The following is a 22,086-nucleotide window of genomic DNA, read 5'->3' as shown; positions in this document are numbered from 1 at the left end:
GTAACATTAATCGATACACACACTTCTCATCCATCATGCCCAACGCCAAAGCCTTCGCCGCCTCCAGTCCCACGTCAGTCCTGGCCTCCACCAGCATTCCACGCCGAGAACCGACCGAGCGCGATGTGGAGATCGACATCCTTTACTGTGGTGTCTGCCATTCGGATCTGCATCAGGTCCGCAACGAATGGAGCGCCGTGCCCACCACCTATCCCTGCGTGCCGGGACATGAAATCGTCGGCCGCGTGACAAAGATCGGCTCTGCCGTCACGAAGCACCAAGTCGGAGACATCGTGGGCGTCGGATGCCTCGTCGATTCGGATCAAAAATGCCCGAGCTGCGCCGCGAACCTCGAGCAGTTCTGCCCGCACGCCATTTTCACCTACAACTCGCCCGACAAGCACGGCACCGCGCCCGTGACCTACGGCGGCTATTCGACGAGCATCGTCGTGGACGAGCACTTCACGCTCAAAGTGCCCGCGAACCTCAGCCTCGCCGGAGTTGCCCCGCTGCTCTGCGCCGGCATCACCACCTACTCACCCATCCGCCGCTGGGGTGATGTGAAGGGCAAAAAAGTCGGCGTAATCGGTCTCGGCGGCCTCGGTCACATGGGCGTGAAGTTTGCGCATGCCTTCGGTGCCCACACCGTCGTGCTCACCACCTCCGCCAGCAAAAAAGACGACGCGCTGCGCCTCGGCGCCGATGAGGTCATCCTCACCCGCGACGCGAACGAGATGCAAAAGCACGCTGGCAGCTTCGACTTCATCCTCGACACCGTCTCCGCCGATCACGACATCAACGCCTACCTCAACCTCCTCGTCACCGACGGCACGCTCACCCTCGTCGGCGCACCGGATAAACCGATGCCCGTCTCCGCGTTCGGCCTGCTTTTTGGCCGCAAACGCCTCGCGGGCTCGCTCATCGGCGGCCTCGCCGAGACGCAGGAGATGCTCGATTTCTGCGGCGCAAACCAAATCGTCTCCGATGTCGAAATCATCGCCATCCAGCAGATCAATGAGGCCTACGAACGCCTGCTGAAGTCCGATGTAAAGTATCGTTTCTCCATCGACATGGCCTCGCTGAAGAACGGTTAAAGTCCGGCAAAAAGAATTTCAGGCGCAGTCTCACGTTCAAAGGCAATGAGTGGAGTGGTAGCGCGAGAAGGCTTTCGCGTGGCAGTGAGCGTCAGCTCTTCTTCCAGAACTGATACCACCTCTTCGGCGGTGGTGGAGGTGGGGGCGGCGGAAGGGCTTTCTTGACCACGACAGGCCTGGGCTCGGCCTTCGGGCCTTCGATGATGACGGTCATGCCCTTGCTGATGTGCCTCACGAGGCGCACGACATCCCAGTTGGCCGTGCGCATGCAGCCATGGCTGGAGGTGCGGCCGATGTTTTGCGGTGAATTCGTGCCGTGGATGCCGATGCCCGGCTTGCTGAGACCGATCCACATGACTCCAACCGGGTTGTTCGGGCCGATAGGCAGTTCATAAGCGTTGTTGCTGCGAACGCCGTAGTTCAGCACGCTGTTGTCCCAGCGAAACGTCGGCATTTGCGCGATGCAGAGTATGCGCCAGGTGCCGGGCGGTGTGGCGAGATGACCACTGCCCGGCGTAATGGGCAGGCTGGCAAGCAGTTTGCCTCCCTCATGCACACCGAGGAGTTTCTCGATGGTGTTGATCTTGATGACGCGTGCGGCCTGAAACTCCGGCACCTCGGGCAGGCTCGGGATGGGTTCGAGGGATTCAATGAGAAACGGCTCCGCAACGTTCGGCACCTTCACCACATCACCCGCTTTGAGCGCGCTCATCTTCGCCGGCATGTTCAGCCACTCGACCAGCTCCGGCGATGTATGAAAACGCTCCGTGAGGAATTCCAGCAGTGAGTCGTAGGGCAGGTACTTCTTCCTGCTCTGCAACGAGGGCTTTGTCGGCACATCGCCGACGAACTTCAGATCCTCCTCACGGATCGTGTAGGTGGTGAAGAGGTCGGTGATGGATGAAAGATCGAGCGAGTGATTCTCCACCTCGGTCTGAGGCAGCCCGTTCGCCGCCTGGTAACGCTTCAGAGCCTTTGTGGTGAATTCGCCGGGCCTGCCATCCACCTTGCCGGGACCGAAGAGCTTCGAATCGAGGAAGATTTGCAGACGGAGGATGGACTCGATGGGCTCGGGAGCCTTGGGAAGCGATGGCTTGTCGCCGGTCTCAGTCGCGGCCGCGGACACGAGGGTGAGCAAAACAAGAGACAGCTTGTGAAGCAGTGGTTTTATTGAAGAGAACATGTCAAAACCGGGTGGTGAGATGGTAGGTCAGAGATTATTTCTCGCAAGCAGCGTGCCGTTTTCATCCTTCGCGTCGCGTTGACAAAAAGCGGTGGAGCGCCCAAGGCTTGCCGCATGCCCGCCAAACCCGATCCCGCCACGTTGCCGTGCAGTCCTCTCGAAGAGACCGCCGGCCTGAAATACTTCCCGCGCATGATCGCCAAGATCCGCCTGCATGCCGCTGGCAAACTCTGGGAGGATCTGCACGCAAACCTCGGCAAAGGCAGCGACGGAGCTCTGGTGGACTTTTTGCACATCAACTACGACGATTTGAAAGCCCGCGTCCTGCAAGGCGGGACCGATGAGGAGATTCTTCAATGGTGCCAGCAGCGCAGCCGTGTGCTGAACGACAACGAGAAACTCATCTGGAATCATTACGTCAAAACGCTCGGCTGGAACGACCACATCACGGCCATCCTGGCGAAACGTAAGGCCGACGGCGGCCTCGGTGATCGCGAGGACATCCAGACGATCGCGCATTACATTGATGTGGATGAGGGAAGGCTGCCTTGAATGAGCGCCGGGGTCTGCAAGTTCGATTCTTTGCGGCGCTGCTGATGAACGGCGCGGGCAGTCGTGTCACGCCACATCGGTGAACGGGAATCAGAACACGCGGCGCTGGCTGCTGCAGGGCGTGGTTCCCGGCACGCTTGTTTGGGCGGAGGTCCTTGTTCGTCGTTAAAGGAAATGGCTTCGGCTGGCAACCAAAGCCTTAAACGAAGATCAAGAATCGTCAGCCGCATGCCAAAGATGCGCTGAAGGTGTGGCTTGCCGTCGGGGCACCGGGAATGGCAGAATCGCAGACCATGCCTGCCAAACCGACCATCCAGCTCATCGCCAGTGGCGACCTGCGCCTCGCCGCAAACCAAATCTGCTGGCCTGCGCAGAAGGCCATGGAGGATGCGCTGACGAAAGCCCTCAAGACCGAGGGTTTTGAGGTGAAGCGTGCGCATCCGTATGATCCGAAGAAAAAACACGGCTTCATCGCCAGCCAACGTGAGGGCATTGAGGTGTTCCGTGGCATTGATCCCGATGCGCCGCTGATCGTGGCAGAAGCAGTGTGGCAGTATTCGCATCATGTGCTGGCCGGATTGACCACGCATCGCGGTCCGATCCTCACTGTGGCGAACTGGAGCGGGCAGTGGCCGGGCTTGGTGGGCCTGCTGAACCTCAACGCCTCGCTCACGAAGGCGGGTGTGACTTACTCGACGCTGTGGAGCGAGACGTTCACCGATGCGTACTTCAAAAACGGCCTGCGCGAGTGGCTGACGACTGGCCAGCTCACGCATGATCAATCGCATGTGCGTGATCTGACATTGCTGAAGCTGCCGGCGGAGGATCAGCAGATCGGGCGCGACTTTGGACGTCGTTTCCGCACGCGGAAGGCGATCCTCGGCGTCTTCGATGAAGGCTGCATGGGCATGTTCAACGCGATCATTCCTGACGACCTGCTGCACGCCACGGGTTGCTTCAAGGAGCGCCTGAGTCAGTCCACGCTCTACGCGGCGATGCAAAACGTGAGCGATGCGGACGCGGGGGCGGTTTTTGGGTGGCTGAAGCGCAAGGGCTTGCAGATGAATATCGGTGCTGATGAAGCCACGGAACTCACGGAACCGCAGGTGCTGCTGCAGTGCAAAATGTACATCGCTGCCGTGCGTCTGGCGGACGAGTTCGGCTGCGATGCCATCGGCATACAGTATCAGCAAGGCTTGAAGGACCTCACGCCTGCCAGTGACCTCGTCGAAGGCATGCTCAACAACGCGGATCGTCCGCCGGTGCCCAGCGTGGATGGCAAGCGTATGCTGTTTGAGGGCGATGCGCTGCCGCATTTCAATGAGGTCGATGAATGCGCCGGTCTCGACGGCTTGGTGACGTATCGCCTGTGGCGTGAGCTCGGCTTTGCGCCGGAAAACACGCTGCACGACCTGCGCTGGGGCGATAAATTCGGCCCAAACTACGTCTGGGCGCTGCTGATCAGCGGTGCGGCACCGCCCGCGCATTTCATGGGTGGCTGGAAGGGCGCGAGCAGCGAGCGTCAGCCAGCGATGTATTTCCGGCTCGGCGGCGGGACGTTGAAAGGCATCAGCAAGCCGGGCCACATCGTGTGGAGCCGTGTGTTTGTGATGGATGGGGCGCTGCATTGCGACATCGGCGTCGCCGAGGTGGTGAAACTGCCGGAGGTCGAGACGAATCGCCGCTGGCAGGAGACTACACCGCAGTGGCCGATCATGCACACGGTGCTGAAAGGCGTGTCACGTGACCAGATGATGGCCCGCCACAAGTCGAACCACATTCAGGTGGTCTATTGCCCGAATGAAAAGCAGGCGCATCGCGCCGCCCGCATCAAGGCCGCCGCCATGCGCGAACTCGGCCTGCATGTTTCGTTCTGCGGCGACGTTCGTCTCGCTTAGCATTACCGTCTCCCTTCCCGACCATGAAGCATATTCTCCTCGCGATCCTTTGCGGCTCCGCTCTCGCCGCCGAGTCCACGCTCACGCCGCTCAAGTACAACAACCCCGGTCTCGTCGTCGATCTTGGCGTCGGCTTGTGGGCCTGGCCGCTGCCGATGGATTTCGATGGCGATGGCGACCCCGATCTCGTGGTGAACTGCCCGGACAAACCCTACAACGGCATCTACTTCTTCGAGAACGCCAGCGGCGACACCGCGAAGACGAAGATGCCCGTTTTCAAACCGGCGAAGCGCATCAGCAAAGGCGCTCAAAACGTGCAGGTGAGCTATCTCGACGGCAAACCCGTCGTGCTCACGCCGGGCAATGCGCATCCCGATTTCCTCCAAACCGGCATCGAGCAGCAGGTGAAGCTCGGCCCGCCCGCAAACGTCCACATGAACAAAGTCCGAGCCAACATGTGGCGCATGGTCGATTTTGAGGGCGATGGCAAAAACGATCTCATCGTCGGGGTGGGCGACTGGACCGAATACGGCTGGGACAATGCCTACACCGCCGACGGCCGTTGGATGAACGGCCCCATTCGCGGCTATGTGTATCTGTTGAGCAACACCGGCACCAACGAAGCGCCGAAGTATGACAAGCCGAAGAAGATCAACGCCACCGACCGCCCCGTGGAGACCTTTGGCTGGCCTTCGCCGAACTTTGGCGACTTCGACAAGGATGGCGACCTCGACCTGCTCTGCGGCGAGTTCCTCGATGGCTTCACCTATTTCCAAAACACCGGCAGCCGCACCAAACCGAAGTATGCCCTCGGCGTCCGCCTCAAAGCCGATACGGGCAAGTACCTCACGATGGACCTCGAAATGATCACGCCGACGGCCATCGACTGGGACAAGGACGGCGACCTCGACCTCATCTGTGGCGATGAAGACGGCCGCGTGGCCTTCATCGAGCACACCGGCAAATTTGACGCCAAAGCGCCGGTCTATGCCGAGCCTCGCTACTTCCAGCAGGAGGCCGATCAGGTGAAATTCGGAGCCCTCGTCACGCCCGTCGGGTTCGATTGGGATGGCGATGGCGACACCGATCTCATCTGCGGCAACACCGCCGGTTATGTCGCCTTCATTGAAAATCTCAGCGGCAAAGGCGTGGAGCAGCCGAAATGGGCCGCGCCGGTCAAACTCACCGCCGCAGGCAAAATCATCCGTCCGATGGCCGGCCCGAATGGCAGCATCCAAGGCCCCTGCGAAGCCAAATGGGGCTACACCACGCAAACCGTGGCCGATTGGGATCAAGACGGCCTGCCTGACCTGCTTTTGAACTCCATCCTCGGCAAAGTCGTGTGGTTCAAAAACATCGGCACACGCCAAAAACCGCAACTCGCCGCCGCCCAGCCCATCGAGGTCGAATGGAACGGCGAGCAGCCTCATCTCGCGTACGGTTGGCTGCGTCCCGAAGGCAAAGCCCTGCTCACGCAATGGCGCACCACGCCTGTCGGCGTCGATTGGAATAAGGATGGCCTCACCGACCTCGTCATGCTCGATCAAGAAGGCTACCTCGCCTTCTTCGAACGTGCGAAGCAGGGTGACCAACTCGTGCTCAAGCATCCGCAACGTGTCATATGTGCCTCCAAGGACGCGGCGAAGCCCGGTTTGCTGGACAAGGCGCTGGAGCATCTCAAAGTCAAAACACCTGTCGCCATGAAGCCGGGCGAGCCTTTGCGCCTCAACAGTGGCATCGCTGGCAAGAGCGGCCGTCGGAAGCTCTGCATCATGGACTGGGATCAGGACGGCCAGCTCGACATCCTCCTCAATTCCGCCAACGCCAACTTCCTCCGCCAGGAAAGCGCCGCCGACAGCAAATGGTTCTTCACCGACAAGGGCCTGCTCTCCGATGCGAACATCGAAGGCCACGACGTCAGCCCCACGACTGTCGATTTCAATGCGGACGGCGTCCCTGACTTCGTCGGCGGTGCCGAGGACGGCCATCTCTATTACATGCGGAATCCGAAGGCGAAGTGAGAGAAAAAGCGAAAAATGCCCGGCGAAACTTAGGGCTTCACCGTCTTTCTGAGAAATGACTCCGAGTGGTTGTCAACAGGGCCGGTATGCACAGCTTTGCCACTGGCATCGTAAATGATCACATGACTTGCATGCCGCGAAGGCAGTTGTCCATCATCGGCCGGCTTGGCAATAGGAAACGTCATCTTCAACTGCTCCACAGTCTGATCGACATTGCCCTTGTTTGTTGAGCTCATGGCAAGACCGAGAAAAACAACATTGGGCTGGTCTTTGTATTTTCTGCGCAGCGATTCAAACGCTTTCACGACATCCGACTTCCGTTTGATGTCATTTTCCCGGGATTTCGGATAATCAGCCCGATATCTGGCCCAGGCGGCACGACTGCCTTTCCAGTTGGACGGGGGATCGGCAGGCTGGGGCGTGGTATCCACATAGTCAGGCGTCCAGAGGGCCACGACAATCTTTCCGTTTAAACTGTTCAGGATGGAAGGGTCGCCCTTGAGCACCTGATTGATCTTCGCGTCTGCGAGGGTGAGTGTTTGCGCAGCCAATCCTTGCGCGTTGATAACTGTGGCTGACGTAAAAAACGCGGTGAGAAGACAGATCTGGCGGAGGCGGATGTGGATGTTCATGGTTTGGAAAACAGCTTTTGGAGCAAGACATTCGGTTCGCTATCCAGAATGGGGCCTTGGTATCCCAGTTTGCCCGTTTGGTCGAAAATGTGGACTCCAGGCATGCTCATCTGCCACCCTGATTCGATGGCCCCTCTCGCAAAGCTCATGTAGCGGCAAATGGGGAACGTCACTTTCCACCTCTTCACAGCCTCTTCCACCTCTGTCTTCTTGGCTCCGCCTTGGGCATCATCCACACCCAAAACGACAAGCCCTTGAGCAGAATATTTTTTTAACCAGACCTCTAGGCGGTCCACCGATCGCTCTGTGGCTTTGTCAAAGCATTCAAGCTTGGCGACAATCACCACCTTTCCCGCATGCGCGGACATGGACTCGGTTTGCCCTGCCCATGTGGTTAACGTGACATGCTCAAGCCGTGGCTGCGTCTTGTAGTCGCTCCATTTGCGGTTGATGATGTCATTCAACCGGACACGTTCCGCGCCCAACATCGTCGATGACAGGCAGATGAACAACAGCACGCCCAAAAAGATTTTTTGCATCATGCTTGGCATAAAAACACAGGACCAAATCGCGGTTCAATCTTTTTTTGAACCTGTCATTGGCACCAAGACCTCGTCTCGGTGAATCTAACGGTCCACGCATTCCCGATGGGTGAACTCTTCGCCCTCATCGCCGCCGGATGCGCGGCAGGGGCGATCAATGCGATCGCGGGTGGCGGGACGCTTTTGACGTTTCCGGTGCTGCTGATGTGCGGCACACCGCCGGTGATGGCGAATGCGACGAGCACCGTGGGCCTCGTGATCGGTACGGCGGGCAGCATCGTGAGCTTCCGCACGCATCTGAAAGCGATCCGGCACCTGATGTGGCGCTTCATTCCGATCTGCCTCGTCGGTGCCGCCATTGGGAGCTGGTTACTGACGCAGACGAGTGATGACCAGTTTTCGAAGCTCATCCCGTTCCTCGTTTTGTTCGCGACAGTGCTGTTTTTCATCCAGGGCTTTCTGAAGAAGTCGCAAACGGCAGGCAGAACGAAGGCGCTTTGGTTCTCGCTGGCGCTGCAACTGCCCGTGGCGATCTACGGCGCGTTTTTCGGTGCGGGGATCGGCATTCTGATGCTGGCGTCGTTCGGCTTCATGGGCATGACGCACATCCATGAGATGAACGCGCTGAAAAACCTGCTCGGCAGCCTCATCAATGTGGTCGCGGCCGTGTGGTTCATCGCGGCGGGCATGGTGAACTGGCCGCAGGCGCTGGCGCTGACTGCGGGGGCGCTGGCGGGCTATTACTTCGGCGCGCATTTCTCCCAGCGGATCGAGCCGCGGCGCGTGCGGCATCTGATCACGGCGATCGGCCTCGCGATCTCAGTGGTGATGTTCTGGCGGCAGTTTGGATGACAAAGCGTTCGATCACGGCTATCTGCCTCCGCATGCGTTACCTTCTCGCCTCCATCCTGATCTGCTGCGGTCTTGCCAGTTGCTCATTGATCACCGTGCCGCTGGGTGCGGCGGGCACGGTGGCCGGTGCCACGGTCAAGGCCACGGGCGGTGTCGCGAAAGCGGGTGTGCAGGCCATGGGCAGCCACCGTCAGCCGGCACCGCAGCAACCCCAACAGCCATATTATCCGCCCCAAGGCTACGCTCAGCAGCAGCCTCACCCGGCGCAGTATCCGCCGCCTCAATCGTATTATCCCCAGCAGCATTATGCGCCGCAATATCCGCAACAGCAGCCGGCCTATCCCTACCCACCCCAGCAGCCGCAGGGCCAGTGGTATCAAGGACGCTGGTATCCCTACCCGCCACAGCCTGCGCGATGACGCAGCCGGGATGACAAATCGCCCGGACAGAGTTTAGTACGTGCGATGAAAACACACGCTGCCATCGGGATTCTGAGTTTCACTCTTGCAGGCTGCTCCCTCGTCACCGTGCCGGTGAAAACGGCGGGCAGCATCGTGACAACAACCGTCGAGACAACGGGCAAGGTGATCACCGCTCCTTTTGAAGCCGTGGGCCGCAGCGCCGCAACGAAACCTGAGGAGGAGGTTCGCAAAGCCGGGGCTTCGGAGGAGGAACCCGCCGCCCGCAAAGCGGTTCCCGTGACAGACTGAAACTCAAACCAGCTTCCACGGCCCGCGCATCGGACGCGTCAGCATGGCGGTGGCATCGGCGTCGTCGATGATCTGCTCCGTGGCGGGATCCCAGCGCAGTTTCTCGCGGTGGAGGCGCAGGGCGATGTTTGCGAGATGGGCGATGGTGATGCTGCGGTGGGCGTATTCGATGGGCGCGGCGGTCTTGGCACCGTTTTGAATGGCGTCGATGAAGTTGCGGAAGTGGTCCTTGCTTTCGTAGAGGCGCACATCGCCTTCGGCGAGTGGTTTGCGCAGTTCGGCGGGCTTGATGTCGAGTTTGCCGCGGGCGCTGATGATGGTGCCGAGTTCGCCTTCGAAGGCGATGCCGGCCCCGAACTCCTGCTTGTCCTTCACGCGGACGGTGGTGCCATCGGCGTAGCGGTAGGCGAAGGCGAATTTCGGCGCGGTATTGTAGAGGCTGCCGGGCGCGGGCCATTCGGCGCTGAGGTCGAAGAACTCGACGGGGCCGCTTTCGTCCATGCCGAGCGCCCATTGCACGATGTCGAGATGGTGCGCGCCGAAGTCGGTGATGTTTCCGCCACTGTAGTCGAAGAACCAGCGCCAGTTCGAGTGCAGTCGCGCGGGGCAAAACGGGGCCTCGGGCGCGGGGCCAAGCCACATGTCGTAGTTCAAGCCTTCTGGCACGGGCGCGGGCTCGGTTTGCGAGGCGCAGCCGTTGTTGTCGCGGTTGTCGCTCGCAAGACCGACGCGGATTTGCTTGAGCTTGCCGATCTTGCCATTGCGGACGTATTCAGCGGCCATGCGGAAGTGGACATCGCTGCGCTGCTGGCTGCCCGTTTGCCACACGACACCGCTTTGCCGCACGACATCGCTCATGAAGCGCCCCTGCGCGATGGTGAGGCTGAGCGGCTTCTCGCAGTAGATGTGCTTCTTCGCCCGTGCGGCGGCGACGGCCTGCAAGGCATGCCAGTGGTCCGGCGTGGCGATCTGCACGGCATCGACATCGGCACGTGCGAGCACCTCGCGAAAGTCCTCGTGCACGGCGCAGCCTTTCGTGCCGTAGGTTTGATCGACGAGTCGCTTTGCAGGCTCACGGCCCAGGGTGCCGGCTTTTTTGATGATGCCTTTGTTGTAGCGGTCGGACTCGCGTTCGACATCGCACACAGCGATGACCTGCACGCGTTCGTCATTGAGGAAGTTTTTCACCACATCCGTGCCACGCCCGCCGCAGCCGATGAGCGCCAGCGTGGTGCGGTTTGAAGGGGCGACCGCGCCGTCTTTGCCGAGCGCGGAGGACGGGATGATCGTGGGGAAACCGAGCGCGGCTCCCGCGGCAGTGCAGTGCTGAAAAAATCGGCGGCGTGAGGTGGTCGGCGAGCTCATGACGGAATCTAAACGTTCGCTGTATTCGTTTCTTCAACCTTGCGAATCCAGGCCGCTAAGGCCATTTGCCCTCTCTCATTTTGCACTCCGCCAAACGAGCTGCCAGCCGACTGAACAAACCGCCCACCACCCGTGCGCGGGGGGATGCACTCGGCCTTGTCGATCTGGTGCTCTCGAAAAAGGAGTTCAAGACGCGTTCGGTGCTCGATCACATCGCGCCGCAGGCCTTTGGCTTTGCGGCGGCGCTGCTGGTGCGGCGGGTGGAGAAGGAAAAGCGCCGCGTTTGGATTCTGTGCCCGGATGTGAAGACGCAGGACCACGTGCATGCCGAACTCGGCGTGTGGCAGTGCCCGGCGCTGTATTTTCCGCGTCTGGGACAGATCGTCGAAGGCGCCTTCGCGGACCCGGAGGTGCTCGCGGAGCGCACCGCAGTGCTCAGTCGCATGCTGGAGGGCGAATCGCCCGTCATGGTGCTCTGCGCGGACAGCCTCGACGAACCGGCACCGAATCTGGAGGAGATCACCGACCAGAAACGCATGCTCAAAGTCGGCGAGAAGCTGGATGTCGAAATCCTGCTCAAAGAGCTGACGGAGGCTGGTTACGAGCGCGTGCCCGTCGTCACGGAGCGCGGGCAGTTTGCGCGTCGCGGCGGTATCGTGGACTTTTTCTCCTGGCAGGCCGAGGAACCGCTGCGACTGGAGTTTTTCGACGACGAACTGGAGTCCATCCGCGCCTTCGATCTGCACAATCAGTCGTCGATTCGACGTCTCGACAGCGCAGGCGTCATTTTGACGATGAACGACGGCTCCGATGAAGGTGGACGCGTTCGCGGCCATCTCCGCTCGAACGATTTCATCATCCAGATCGAGTGTGATGCAGGCTTTCCAGCCTGCATGAGCATCCTCAGCGGCGCGGCGGAGGTTGAAGGGCTCGAAGACTTCACGGCGGCCATTCATGAGAATCCGCTCGGCGTTTTCGATGCGTCGGATTTCGTGTTGCATGAGGCGCGGCGAGAGCTTTTTGCGAAGCAGATCACGGAGTGGCACAAGGCGGGCTGGCGCACGGTGATCTTCTTCCACAACGAGGCCGAGCGGGAGCGCTTCAATGAGTTGCAGAGCAAGCTGCCGTCGTCCGTCGAGACGAAGCTGGGCTTGTTGTATCGCGGTTTCACCGTTCCAGCGGCCAAACTGGCTGTTTTGACCGGCGCGGAGATTTTTGGCCGTCATCAGCACATCCGCCGCGTGCGCGGCTCGAAGCTCGACGAGGCCGAAACGCTCCGAAAAGCCCGCGATGTGCTCAGCGAGCTCCGCGAGGGCGATCTCGTCGTGCATGCCGAGCATGGCATCGGCCGCTACGCGGGCATCGAGGTGCGTGAAGGCGGTAAAAAGGAGGAAGTGCTCGTTTTGCACTACGCGGACAGCGCGAAGCTCTTTGTGCCGCTGGCACATGTGCATCTGGTGTCGCGTTATGTTGGTGTCGGTGGCAAAGCGCCCACATTGAGCAAGCTGAGCGAGCAGCGTTGGAAGAAAACTCGCGCCACAGCCGAGAAGAGCGTCGAGGACTTTGCGAAGCGCATGCTCAGCGTCGCGGCGGAGCGGCAGACGTTGAAGGCTTACTCGCATCCGCCGGACACGAAGTGGCAGGTGGAGTTTGAGGAATCGTTTTTGTATCGCGAAACACCCGACCAGCTCCGCAGCGCGGAGGAGATCAAACGCGACATGGAGGCCGAAAAGCCGATGGATCGCCTCCTATGCGCCGATGTGGGCTTTGGGAAGACCGAGGTGGCGATCCGCGCTGCCTTCAAAGCCGTCATGGGAGGCCGACAGGTCGCCATTTTGGTGCCGACGACCGTTTTGGCCCGCCAGCACTGGGAAAACATCCGCCAGCGCATGAGCGAGTTCCCTGTGACCGTCGAAATGCTCTGCCGCCTCACGCCCGCGAACAAGGAGCGCGAGATCGTGAAGGGCATCAGCGAAGGCACGGTCGATATCGTTGTGGGAACGCATCGCGTGATCTCGAAGGACGTGCGCTTCAAAAATCTCGGCCTCGCGGTGATCGACGAGGAGCAGCGCTTCGGCGTGAAGCACAAAGAGAAGTTTAAAGACCTCTTCCGGCTCGTCGATGTGCTCACGCTGAGCGCCACGCCCATTCCGCGCACGCTTTACCTGGCGCTGATGGGCATGCGAGACATGAGCACCATCGAAACGCCGCCGCCGAACAAGCAGGCCGTGCAGACGCAAATCTGCCCGTATGACGAACGCGTCATCAAACAGGCCATCGACACTGAGATCGAGCGTGGCGGGCAGGTTTTCTTCCTGCACAACCGTGTCGCCACCATCGAAAAGGTCGCTCAGCGCATCCGCGAGCTCTGCCCGAAGTCGCGCGTGCTCGTCGGTCACGGCCAGATGGACAGCGAGCTGCTGGAAGACATCATGCACACCTTCGTCGATGGCGAGGCGGACGTGCTCGTGTGCACGACGATCATCGAAAGCGGTGTCGATATTCCGAACGCGAACACCATCATCATCGACCGCGCGGATCGCTTCGGTTTGGCTGATCTGTATCAGCTCCGAGGCCGCGTGGGTCGTGGCGGCGTGCAAGCACACGCGTATCTGCTTCTTCCACGCGATGCCGTCACCGCAGGCGATGCCCGCAAACGCGTGAACGCCATCAAGCAATACGCAGGCCTCGGCAGCGGCTTCAAAATCGCCCTGCGCGACCTCGAGATCCGCGGCGCGGGCAATTTGCTCGGCACCGAACAGAGCGGCCACATCGCCGCCATCGGCTTCGATTTGTACTGTCAGATGCTCAAACAAAGCGTCGCCCGCATGCAGGGCCGCCGCGTGGCGCGTCCGGTCGAGGTGGGGCTGCGTGCGGACTTCCTCGTCATGAGCGAGGCGCTCATGCTACAGGCCGCCAAAGGCGCCACGCCCGCGTTTTTGCCCTCCACCTTCATCGAAGACGCCAAGATGCGCATCACCGCCTACCGCCAACTCGGCGAGATCATGACACGCAAGGAACTCGACGAGCTCGAAGGCCAGTGGCGGGATCAATTCGGCGAAAAACTGCCGCATGCGGTGCAAAACCTCCTCACCTGCGCCGGCATTCGCGTGGCGGCATCCCATGCGGGCATCACCGATGTCGAGATCAAGGAACGGAAACTGATGCTGACACGGAATGGTCGCCATGTGATGGTGAATGGCAAGTTTCCGCGTCTTTCCAACGGGCCCGGCCACAAGCAACTCGAAGAGGCGCTGGCCATGTTACGGACGCTTTGAATCAAGCAGCGCGCTCCACACCTGCGGCGAACGCACGCCGGGACGTGCCTCGCCGCCTGGGATGACAATCCGGTCTTTCCAAGGAACGGCGTTCGTCGTCACGAGCGAAAACGGCACTTCGCCTGCTTTTGACCACGACTGCGTTTTGAGATCGAAGGCCAGAATATCGCGTGGAAAGCCGGGGTGTTTCGATTTCGGCTCGAAGTTCGCGTTTGTGCCGTCATCGCCGCCGAAGATGAGAATGTTGTCATCGCTCACCGGCGCTGGATTCGGCGCGGCGACGGCCACACGGGGCATGTCGGGCAGTCTTTCCCACCCTGTAGTTGATTTGAAGCGCCACGCGTCGCTCAGCCATTCACGCTCGGCTTTGCCATCCTTGCCGGGGCGCAACGACGCTCCGCTGAAGAGATGCACCGCGCCCCCGACAGCGGCCATGCAAGGGAGAATGCGTGCTCTGCCCGGGCACGGCGGTAGTTCCTGCCATGACGCGCCTGCTTTCTTCAAATCGAGCGACCAAAATGTGTTCATCGCATTCGTCGCGGTCGGCGTTTCGATGCCTCCGGCGATGTAGATCACGTCATTCAGCATGCAGCCGGCCATGAACGCGCATGGCTTCGGCAATGGTGGCAAGTTCGCGTCTTTGCCGAGCCAAAACACCTCGCGGAAGTTCTCGGTGGCATTGCCGCCGCCGATGATGACGAGTCCGTCTCTGGTCGTGATGCTCACGCCGTAGCCATTCGGTTTTGGCAACTTGCCGATCACCTTCCATTCGCCACCAGGAGCCTTCAGCTCATGGACCGTGTCATACCAGAGCTTCGTGCCGCCTTCCCATGGCATCTTGTCGATGAAGTGCGTGCCGCCGGCCAAGATGAGTGATCCACCGCTGATGCCCGCGAATGATCCGGCAAAGCCACGAGAGTCAGGAATCGGAGGCATCTGCGACCAATGCAAATCAACAGCGAATACGGTAGAGCCTGCGATCAGGCAAAGCAGCATGCGGCACATAGTGTGCACTTAACGCAGGTTCAGTGATAGTTCCGGCACATTGGCTGCTTATTTTGGCGTCCATGCTAACCATCTCCGGCAAAACCCACGGCAAATTCTGCGACGGCGTCTCGCGGCGTGATTTCCTGCGCATCGGCGGACTCGCCATGGGAGGGCTGTCGCTGCCGGAGCTGCTGAAGGCGGAAGCGGAGGCCAAAGCAGGCCGCAGCTTCAAGTCGGTCATCATGATCTACCTCTGCGGCGCGCCGCCGCATCAGGACATGTATGATTTGAAGATGGACGCGCCGCTGGAGATTCGCGGCCCCTACAAGCCGATCAAGACTGCCGTCCCCGGCATCCACATCTCCGAGCACGCGCCGCGTCTCGCGAAGATCATGGACAAGCTGGTGCCGATCCGGAGCATGTATGGCAGCCCGAACGGCGCGCACGACAGCTTCATCTGCTACACCGGCAAGCCACCGCCTCCGAACGGTGGTGCGGCACCTGTGGGCCGTCTTTCCGATCCGCCGTCGTTTGGCTCGGTCATTTCAAAGCTCAAAGGCCAGGCCGATCCTGCGGTGCCATCGTTTGTCGGTCTCGCGCCGAAGGCAGGACATCCGCCCTACGGTTCACCGGGGCATCCGGGTTACTGCGGCAACACGCACGCGGCCTTCCGTCCGAATGGCGCAGGCGTGGAGGATCTTCAGCTCAATGGCATCACACTGGATCGCCTCGAAGACCGCCGCTCGCTGCTCACCGGCTTCGACAAGTTCCGCCGTGAACTCGACGCCAGCGGCCTTGTTGGCAGCATGGACGCTTTCAATCAGCAGGCGCTGAATGTGCTCACCAGCAGCAAACTGCTCACCGCGCTCGATTTGAGCAAGGAGACCGTCAAAACGCGCGAACGCTATGGTAAAGGCCAGACGCAGAACTACGGTGACGGCGCTCCGCTGAACCTCGAGCATTTCCTCATGGCCCGTCGATTGGTCGAGGCCGGTGCGCGGGTGGTGACGCTGAATTTCGGCCGCTGGGACTTCCACGACAACAACTACCCGCAGCTTCTCAAGCACCTGCCGCTGTTCGATCAAGGCATGAGCGCGCTGGTTGAGGATCTTCACGAACGCGGACTCGACAAAGACGTCGCCGTCGTTGCGTGGGGCGAGTTTGGCCGCACACCGATCGTGAACAAGGACGGCGGCCGCGACCACTGGCCGCGTGTCGGCGGCGCGTTGCTCGCTGGCGGCGGATTCCGCACCGGTCAGGTCATCGGCGCCACGGACAAGCTCGGCGGCGAGCCTACCGAACGTCCTGTGCATTTCGGTGAGGTGTTTGCCTCGCTCTACCGGTTCATGGGCATCGACACCGTCAAAACCACACTCAACGACCTCACCGGTCGTCCGCAGTATTTGGTCGATGGCTGGTCGCCGATGCCGGAGCTGGTTTGAGGCGCAGACGTGGCTTGCTTGTGAAGAACACAGCGTCTAAGGGCGGGCATGTATCCAGTTGTGACGACCATTCCCGAGGGCCTTGACCTCAAAGAGGGCGATCAACTCGATCTTCGTGTGGAGATCAAACAAGGAATGATCGTCGTCACCCAGGTGCTGCGGAAAACTTCGGCGGAATCGCCCGGCAGCGACTACAAGGTCAAGCTGGGCACGTGGAACAGGAAATAAACGCTCCGGAAAGGCTGCGCGGCAGCAAGGCGTACTTCAATGCGCATGTCCCTGCCGCATCCAGCGCATCCCTTTTCCCGCCGTGAAGTCATTCAGGCGGGTGCGGTCGGCTTGCTGGGCTTGGGGATGAATCATCTCAGCGCTCTGCAGGCGATGACGGCCCCGGCAAAGCCGGCGCGTGCGAAGTCGGTGATCTACATCTTCCTCAGCGGCGGTCTGGCGCAGCATGAGAGCTTCGACATGAAGCCGGACGCGCCCATGGAGTATCGCGGTGACTTCAAGCCGATCCGCACCCAGACGCCCGGTCTGCACATCTGCGAGCATCTGCCGAATCTCGCGCGCATTTCAAAGAAGTGGTCGCTGGTGCGCTCACTCACACACGGCAGCAGCGATCACTCGCTGGGGCATCACATCATGCTCACGGGCCGCAGCGATGCGCCGCTGGGCTTCAGCCCTGCGAAGCCGCAGAAGTCGGATCATCCCAGCATCGCGGCGCTGGCCACGGCGCTGCTGCCGAAGCGGAAGGACAACCTGCCGCCTGCCATCGTGATGCCGGACAAGCTCGTGCATCGCGAGGGACGCACGCTCGCAGGGCAGTTCGGCGGCATGCTGGGCGCGCAACATGATCCGTGGTTCCTGGAGATGTCGCCTTACCACCCGAAGCACTACGGCGCGTATCCTGGCTACCTGTTTCATCACGAGCGCGGCTTTGAAAAAGACGACAAGCTCAAATTTCAGGCGCCGCATCTCTCGCTGCCGCAGGGTTTGACGCTCGATCGTGTGATGGATCGCGTGTCGCTGCGTGATTCGCTCGAAAAGCAGACCGATGACCTCACGCGGCTCGCAGGCGACGAGGCCTTCGATTCGACCCGCCAGGCCGCCATCGGCCTGCTGAGCAACCGCAAGGTGCATGACGCCTTCAGTTTGGATAAAGTCGATCCAAAGCTGCTAGACCGCTACGGCCGCCACAGCTTCGGCTGGTCGCTGCTCATGGCGAAAAACCTCGTTCAGAGCGGCGTGCGGCTCGTGCAGGTGAATCTGGGCAACAACGAGACCTGGGACACGCATCAGGCCGCGTGGCCGAATTTGAAGAACTTTCTGCTGCCGCCGATGGATCAGGCCGTGAGTGCCTTGATCGAGGATCTCGACGCCAGCGGCCAGCTCGATGAGACTCTCATCGTCATGGCCGGCGAATTCGGTCGCACGCCCAAGATCAAGAGTATCTCCGCCACCGCCCTGCCCGGCCGCGATCACTGGGGCCACGCGCAGAGCATCCTGCTCGCCGGCGGCGGCATCCAAGGCGGTCGCGTCATCGGCGAGACGGACAAGATCGGCGGCTATCCCATCAGCGACGCCCAAACACCCGAAAACTTCGCCGCCACGATCTACGAAGCGCTCGGCCTGCCCCGCGAAACGATCTGGAAAGACTTCACCGGCCGGCCGCACACGCTTTACATGGGTTCGCCGATTGGCGGGCTGACCTGAAGTGGTCCGATTAGTCCGCTCATTTTTCAATCAGCGCCACGGCGGCAAGAGAGCTGTCAGTGCCCTCGTAGGTTTGCGCCAACCACCCTAACCAGCCATGCTCTCCATCTACTCCCAATCCAGCGGCGGCTTCTGCGATGGTGTTTCGCGTCGAAACTTCCTCAAGATCGGCGGACTCGCCATGGGCGGGTTGTCGTTGAATGATGTGCTGCGTGCCGAAGCGGCGCAGAAAGCGGGCAAGTCGCACAAGGCGGTGATCATGGTCTTCCTGCCAGGCGGCCCGTCGCATCAGGACATGTTCGACATGAAGCCGGATGCGCCGAGCGAGATCCGTGGCGAGTTCAAACCGATCTCCACGAATGTCCCCGGCATCCAAATCTGCGAGCACCTGCCGCGCCTCGCGAAGATGATGGACAAATGCACCCTCATTCGTTCGCTAGCCGACTGCGACAGCGGTCATGATGCCTTTCAGTGCCTCACCGGCCGCAGCGCGAAGCGTCAGCCGCCTGGCGGATGGCCGTCGATGGGTTCCATCGTTTCCAAGCTCGAAGGCAGCGTGAATCCGGCCATGCCCGCGTTTGTCGGCCTCGCGCCAAAGATGGGTCACATGCCCTGGGCACGCACAGGCGAGCCAGGTTATCTCGGTGTCGCGCACGCGCCTTTCCAGCCGAATCGCGGCGGCGGCACGGAGGACATGTCACTCAATGGCATCACGCTTGATCGTCTCGGTGATCGCAAGACGCTGCTGAGCAGTTTCGACAATCTGCGCCGCGATCTCGACGCCACCGGCCTTATGGGCGGCGTGGATGTCTTCAATGAGCAGGCGCTCAATGTACTCACGAGTCCCAAGCTGCTCCACGCCCTCGATTTGAACCGAGAAGACCCGCGAGTCGTCGAGCGCTACGGCAAGGGCGAGAACCGCAACCGCGACGACGGCGGCCCGCGTCTCACCAGCCACTTCCTCATGGCGCGTCGCCTGGTGGAAGCCGGTGCGCGTGTCGTCACGCTCGCCTTCAGCCGCTGGGACTATCACTCAAACAACTTCGGCCAGCTTCGCGAGGATTTGCCGCTTCTCGACGCCGGCCTCACAGCGCTCATCACCGATCTGCACGAGCGCGGCCTAGACAAAGATGTCTCCGTCGTCGTTTGGGGCGAATTCGGTCGCACACCGAAGATCAACGACAAGGGCGGCCGCGATCATTGGCCGCGCGTCGCCTCCGCGTTGCTCGCCTGCGGCGGCATGCGTCACGGCCAAGTCATCGGCGCCACCGATAAGCATGCCGGCGAACCCACCGACCGCCCCGTCGCCTTCGGCGAAGTTTTTGCCACGCTCTACAAACAAATGGGCATCGACGTGACCAAGGCCACGCTCACTGATCTTACTGGCAGGCCACAGTATCTCGTGGATGGCAATCTGCCGATGGCGGAGCTGGTGTGATTGGAATGACGAAACCAGAATGGCGAATGGCGAGCTGTCAGTGCGTCATTCGTGATTCATTCACCATTCGGAATTTGGGCTTCGTCATTGCGAGCACGACATAGTTTGTTTCAAACGACAAAATCTCGCCCTCTCGCCCGTAGGTTCTCGCTGTCATGAACCTGCCACGCATCACCCTCCTCGCCGCACTCGCGTCTTCTTCGGCTTTTGCCGCCGATGCACCGCGTCCGCTGAATTTTGCGAACGACATCGTTCCCATCCTCACGAAGGGCAGTTGCAACTCAGGTGGATGTCATGGAAAATCGGGCGGGCAGAACGGTTTCAAGCTCTCGTTGCTCGGTTTCGAGCCGCAGGAAGACTATGAGCACATCGTGAAGGAGGCACGTGGCCGCCGTGTGTTCCCGGGATCACCGGAGCAGAGCCTTCTATTGACCAAGGGCACCGCTCAATTGCCCCACGGCGGCGGCAAGAAGCTCGACCCGAACTCCGAGGACTACGCCGACCTCGTACGCTGGATCCGCGAGGGCATGCCGTATGGCAAGGACACCGACCCGAAGATGGCGCGCATCAGCGTGGAGCCCGCGAAGCTCACCATGCCGCTCAAAGGCGCCCAACAGCTCAAGGTGACCGCGCATTACACCGACGGCAGCACCCGTGATGTCACCAAACGCGCCCTCTATGAGGCAAATGAGAAAGCGATGGCCGAAACGACGGAGACCGGCCGCGTGCAGCTCTTTGATCTGCCGGGCGATGTCGCTGTGATGGTGCGCTATCAGGGCAAGGTGAGCACGTTCCGCGCGACGGTGCCGCTGGGTGCTCCTGTCGATAAACTCCCGCCCGTCAGCAACTTCGTGGACGATCTCGTCTTCGCGAAACTGAAGACCATCGGCATGCCGCCGTCCGACATCGCCGATGACGGCACCTTCGTCCGCCGTGTCACGCTCGACATCACCGGCCGCCTGCCCACCGCTGCCGAGATGAAGGACTTCATGGCCTCGAAGGACGCGAACAAGCGCACCGCGCTCGTCGATCGTCTGCTCGACAGCCCGGAATACGCCGAATACTTCGCCAACAAGTGGAGCGCCCTGCTGCGCAATCAACGAACGCAGCCCACCTTCGCGCGTGGCAGCTATCTTTTCTACTCATGGATTCGCGACAGCATCGCGGACAACAAGCCCTACGACCAGTTTGTGCGTGAAGTCGTCGCCGCCGCAGGCGATCTCGAACAGAACCCGCCCGTCGCCTGGTATCGTCAGGTGAAGGAGCAGAAGCAGCAGATGGAGGACGTGGCGCAGCTCTTCCTCGGCACGCGCATGCAGTGCGCGCAGTGCCATCATCATCCCTTCGAGAAGTGGAGCCAGCAGGACTACTACGGCTTCGCCGCTTTCTTCAGCAACGTGGCCCGCAAGCCATCCACCTTCATCGGAGAGGAGACGATCTTTCACAAACGTGGCATCGCGCAGACGCAGAACATCCGCACGAAGGAGAACGTCATGCCCACCAGCCTCGGTGGCAGCGCCTTGAAGCTGAAACCCGAGCAGGATCCGCGTCACGCCCTCGCCGAATGGATGAGCGCGAAGGACAATCCCTTCTTCGCCCACACGCTGGTGAACCGTTACTGGAAACACTTCTTCAATCGCGGCCTCGTCGAGCCCGAGGACGACATGCGCGAGACCAACCCGCCCGTGAATCCCGAACTGCTCAGCGCACTCGCCGCCGACTTCGTGAAAAGCGGCTACGACATGAAGAAGCTCATCCGCACCATCGTCAAGAGCACGACCTATCAGCTCAGCGCCGTGCCGAACACGCACAACGCCAAGGACCGCCAGAATTTCAGCCGCTACTATCCGAAGCGCCTCAATGCCGAGGTGCTCTACGACGCCGTGAACACGCTGCTCGATGTCGAAAGCAACTTCGCCGGCCAGGCTCCCGGCACCCGCGCCGTCGCGCTTCCTGACAACAGCTACAACCAAAGCACCTACTTCCTCAGCGTCTTCGGCCGTCCCGATTCCTCCAGCGCCTGCGAATGCGAGCGCACGCAGGAGGCCAGCCTCGCGCAGAGCCTGCACCTGCTGAACGCCGCCGACATCCAGACCCAGCTCTCACGCGGCAACGGTCGCGCCGACATGCTCACCAAGGACGCCCGCCCCGACGACGACAAGATCACCGACCTCTACCACATCGCCCTTAGCCGTGATCCGAACGCCGACGAGGTGAAATTCGCCCGCGCTCACCTCGACAAGAAAACCACCGGCAAAACCGGCGACGAAGCCTTCAAAGGCAAAAAAGAGGCCTATGAGGACATTCTGTGGGCGCTGCTGAACACAAAGGAGTTCCTCTTCAATCATTGATCGAGAGCGCAGCTTCACGCGGAGCGCG

18 protein-coding genes are annotated in these 22,086 nt (G+C 60.8%); 13 read left to right on the top strand and 5 right to left on the bottom strand.

Annotation, left to right across the window (positions count from 1 at the left end; all coding sequences use genetic code 11):
- The first annotated feature begins 35 nt into the window (after window positions 1-35).
- On the top strand, window positions 36-1,094 hold the full coding sequence (locus ACILSE_RS03315; protein WP_395715926.1) for an NAD(P)-dependent alcohol dehydrogenase: 1,059 nt from the start codon (window positions 36-38) through the stop codon (window positions 1,092-1,094).
- 91 nt (window positions 1,095-1,185) lie between these two features.
- Here ACILSE_RS03315 and ACILSE_RS03310 read toward each other — a convergent pair whose 3' ends face one another.
- Window positions 1,186-2,277 (bottom strand): L,D-transpeptidase, encoded by a 1,092-nt coding sequence (locus ACILSE_RS03310; RefSeq protein ID WP_395715925.1) that lies wholly within the window; start codon window positions 2,275-2,277, stop codon window positions 1,186-1,188.
- A gap of 114 nt (window positions 2,278-2,391) precedes the next feature.
- Between ACILSE_RS03310 and ACILSE_RS03305 the strand changes: the two genes are divergently transcribed.
- The 3 genes from ACILSE_RS03305 (at window position 2,392) to ACILSE_RS03295 (ending at window position 6,748) form a co-directional block, all read left to right on the top strand.
- Window positions 2,392-2,829, top strand: a complete 438-nt coding sequence (locus tag ACILSE_RS03305) for a DUF5069 domain-containing protein (protein ID WP_395715924.1) — start codon at window positions 2,392-2,394, stop codon at window positions 2,827-2,829.
- A gap of 293 nt (window positions 2,830-3,122) precedes the next feature.
- The gene (locus ACILSE_RS03300; protein WP_395715923.1) at window positions 3,123-4,727 is read left to right on the top strand and encodes a fucose isomerase; all 1,605 of its coding nucleotides are present in this window, start codon (window positions 3,123-3,125) and stop codon (window positions 4,725-4,727) included.
- Window positions 4,728-4,750: 23 nt separating this feature from the next.
- Window positions 4,751-6,748, top strand: coding sequence for an FG-GAP repeat domain-containing protein (locus ACILSE_RS03295; RefSeq protein WP_395715922.1), 1,998 nt, complete (start codon window positions 4,751-4,753; stop codon window positions 6,746-6,748).
- Between the two features lie 29 nt (window positions 6,749-6,777).
- Here ACILSE_RS03295 and ACILSE_RS03290 read toward each other — a convergent pair whose 3' ends face one another.
- Both ACILSE_RS03290 and ACILSE_RS03285 read right to left on the bottom strand, forming a co-directional pair.
- Entirely contained in the window at window positions 6,778-7,380 is a 603-nt protein-coding gene (locus ACILSE_RS03290; protein ID WP_395715921.1) for a hypothetical protein, read from the bottom strand.
- The gene (locus tag ACILSE_RS03285) at window positions 7,377-7,922 is read right to left on the bottom strand and encodes a hypothetical protein (protein ID WP_395715920.1); all 546 of its coding nucleotides are present in this window, start codon (window positions 7,920-7,922) and stop codon (window positions 7,377-7,379) included. The genes ACILSE_RS03290 and ACILSE_RS03285 overlap by 4 nt, the downstream gene beginning before the upstream one ends.
- Before the next feature lie 105 nt (window positions 7,923-8,027).
- Between ACILSE_RS03285 and ACILSE_RS03280 the strand changes: the two genes are divergently transcribed.
- Genes ACILSE_RS03280 through ACILSE_RS03270 form a run of 3 tightly spaced genes read left to right on the top strand, consistent with a single transcriptional unit; the run spans window position 8,028 to window position 9,484 of the window.
- Entirely contained in the window at window positions 8,028-8,774 is a 747-nt protein-coding gene (locus ACILSE_RS03280; protein ID WP_395715919.1) for a sulfite exporter TauE/SafE family protein, read from the top strand.
- Window positions 8,775-8,806: 32 nt separating this feature from the next.
- On the top strand, window positions 8,807-9,193 hold the full coding sequence (locus ACILSE_RS03275) for a hypothetical protein (protein WP_395715918.1): 387 nt from the start codon (window positions 8,807-8,809) through the stop codon (window positions 9,191-9,193).
- A gap of 45 nt (window positions 9,194-9,238) precedes the next feature.
- Window positions 9,239-9,484, top strand: a complete 246-nt coding sequence (locus tag ACILSE_RS03270; protein WP_395715917.1) for a hypothetical protein — start codon at window positions 9,239-9,241, stop codon at window positions 9,482-9,484.
- 3 nt (window positions 9,485-9,487) lie between these two features.
- Here the strand turns inward: ACILSE_RS03270 and ACILSE_RS03265 are convergent, their stop codons facing one another.
- On the bottom strand, window positions 9,488-10,849 hold the full coding sequence (locus tag ACILSE_RS03265) for a Gfo/Idh/MocA family protein (protein WP_395715916.1): 1,362 nt from the start codon (window positions 10,847-10,849) through the stop codon (window positions 9,488-9,490).
- A gap of 80 nt (window positions 10,850-10,929) precedes the next feature.
- Between ACILSE_RS03265 and mfd the strand changes: the two genes are divergently transcribed.
- A complete protein-coding gene (gene mfd, locus ACILSE_RS03260; RefSeq protein WP_395715915.1) occupies window positions 10,930-14,127 on the top strand; it encodes a transcription-repair coupling factor in 3,198 nt (1,065 codons plus the stop codon).
- Here the strand turns inward: mfd and ACILSE_RS03255 are convergent.
- The gene (locus tag ACILSE_RS03255; protein WP_395715914.1) at window positions 14,113-15,063 is read right to left on the bottom strand and encodes a galactose oxidase; all 951 of its coding nucleotides are present in this window, start codon (window positions 15,061-15,063) and stop codon (window positions 14,113-14,115) included. The two genes, mfd and ACILSE_RS03255, sit on opposite strands and share 15 nt — an antisense overlap.
- Before the next feature lie 131 nt (window positions 15,064-15,194).
- Between ACILSE_RS03255 and ACILSE_RS03250 the strand changes: the two genes are divergently transcribed.
- The 5 genes from ACILSE_RS03250 to ACILSE_RS03230 all read left to right on the top strand — a co-directional run bounded on the left by ACILSE_RS03250 (window position 15,195) and on the right by ACILSE_RS03230 (window position 22,058).
- On the top strand, window positions 15,195-16,556 hold the full coding sequence (locus ACILSE_RS03250; protein WP_395715913.1) for a DUF1501 domain-containing protein: 1,362 nt from the start codon (window positions 15,195-15,197) through the stop codon (window positions 16,554-16,556).
- A gap of 48 nt (window positions 16,557-16,604) precedes the next feature.
- The gene (locus tag ACILSE_RS03245) at window positions 16,605-16,784 is read left to right on the top strand and encodes a hypothetical protein (RefSeq protein WP_395715912.1); all 180 of its coding nucleotides are present in this window, start codon (window positions 16,605-16,607) and stop codon (window positions 16,782-16,784) included.
- Between the two features lie 45 nt (window positions 16,785-16,829).
- Complete coding sequence (locus tag ACILSE_RS03240) at window positions 16,830-18,269, top strand: DUF1501 domain-containing protein (RefSeq protein WP_395715911.1); 1,440 nt, start codon at window positions 16,830-16,832, stop codon at window positions 18,267-18,269.
- Between the two features lie 97 nt (window positions 18,270-18,366).
- Window positions 18,367-19,707: a DUF1501 domain-containing protein gene (locus ACILSE_RS03235; RefSeq protein ID WP_395715910.1), complete on the top strand. Its 1,341-nt coding sequence runs from the start codon at window positions 18,367-18,369 to the stop codon at window positions 19,705-19,707.
- Window positions 19,708-19,862: 155 nt separating this feature from the next.
- Window positions 19,863-22,058, top strand: a complete 2,196-nt coding sequence (locus tag ACILSE_RS03230; protein WP_395715909.1) for a DUF1549 domain-containing protein — start codon at window positions 19,863-19,865, stop codon at window positions 22,056-22,058.
- The last annotated feature ends 28 nt before the right edge of the window (window positions 22,059-22,086 follow it).

Origin of the sequence: Prosthecobacter sp. (assembly GCF_044236155.1) — a bacterium.
Lineage (GTDB): Bacteria > Verrucomicrobiota > Verrucomicrobiia > Verrucomicrobiales > Verrucomicrobiaceae > Prosthecobacter.
Note: the sequence above shows the minus strand (reverse complement) of the source record. Positions and strands in the feature narration are given on the sequence as shown.

Excerpts from the sequence above, each read along its gene's own strand:
- ACILSE_RS03315 (WP_395715926.1), top strand. The coding sequence starts at position 36 with ATGCCCAACGCCAAAGCCTTCGCCGCCTCCAGTCCCACGTCAGTCCTG.
- ACILSE_RS03310 (WP_395715925.1), bottom strand. The coding sequence starts at position 2,277 with ATGTTCTCTTCAATAAAACCACTGCTTCACAAGCTGTCTCTTGTTTTG.
- ACILSE_RS03305 (WP_395715924.1), top strand. The coding sequence starts at position 2,392 with ATGCCCGCCAAACCCGATCCCGCCACGTTGCCGTGCAGTCCTCTCGAA.
- ACILSE_RS03300 (WP_395715923.1), top strand. The coding sequence starts at position 3,123 with ATGCCTGCCAAACCGACCATCCAGCTCATCGCCAGTGGCGACCTGCGC.
- ACILSE_RS03295 (WP_395715922.1), top strand. The coding sequence starts at position 4,751 with ATGAAGCATATTCTCCTCGCGATCCTTTGCGGCTCCGCTCTCGCCGCC.
- ACILSE_RS03290 (WP_395715921.1), bottom strand. The coding sequence starts at position 7,380 with ATGAACATCCACATCCGCCTCCGCCAGATCTGTCTTCTCACCGCGTTT.
- ACILSE_RS03285 (WP_395715920.1), bottom strand. The coding sequence starts at position 7,922 with ATGATGCAAAAAATCTTTTTGGGCGTGCTGTTGTTCATCTGCCTGTCA.
- ACILSE_RS03280 (WP_395715919.1), top strand. The coding sequence starts at position 8,028 with ATGGGTGAACTCTTCGCCCTCATCGCCGCCGGATGCGCGGCAGGGGCG.
- ACILSE_RS03275 (WP_395715918.1), top strand. The coding sequence starts at position 8,807 with ATGCGTTACCTTCTCGCCTCCATCCTGATCTGCTGCGGTCTTGCCAGT.
- ACILSE_RS03270 (WP_395715917.1), top strand. The coding sequence starts at position 9,239 with ATGAAAACACACGCTGCCATCGGGATTCTGAGTTTCACTCTTGCAGGC.
- ACILSE_RS03265 (WP_395715916.1), bottom strand. The coding sequence starts at position 10,849 with ATGAGCTCGCCGACCACCTCACGCCGCCGATTTTTTCAGCACTGCACT.
- ACILSE_RS03255 (WP_395715914.1), bottom strand. The coding sequence starts at position 15,063 with ATGCCTCCGATTCCTGACTCTCGTGGCTTTGCCGGATCATTCGCGGGC.
- ACILSE_RS03250 (WP_395715913.1), top strand. The coding sequence starts at position 15,195 with ATGCTAACCATCTCCGGCAAAACCCACGGCAAATTCTGCGACGGCGTC.
- ACILSE_RS03245 (WP_395715912.1), top strand. The coding sequence starts at position 16,605 with ATGTATCCAGTTGTGACGACCATTCCCGAGGGCCTTGACCTCAAAGAG.
- ACILSE_RS03240 (WP_395715911.1), top strand. The coding sequence starts at position 16,830 with ATGTCCCTGCCGCATCCAGCGCATCCCTTTTCCCGCCGTGAAGTCATT.
- ACILSE_RS03235 (WP_395715910.1), top strand. The coding sequence starts at position 18,367 with ATGCTCTCCATCTACTCCCAATCCAGCGGCGGCTTCTGCGATGGTGTT.
- ACILSE_RS03230 (WP_395715909.1), top strand. The coding sequence starts at position 19,863 with ATGAACCTGCCACGCATCACCCTCCTCGCCGCACTCGCGTCTTCTTCG.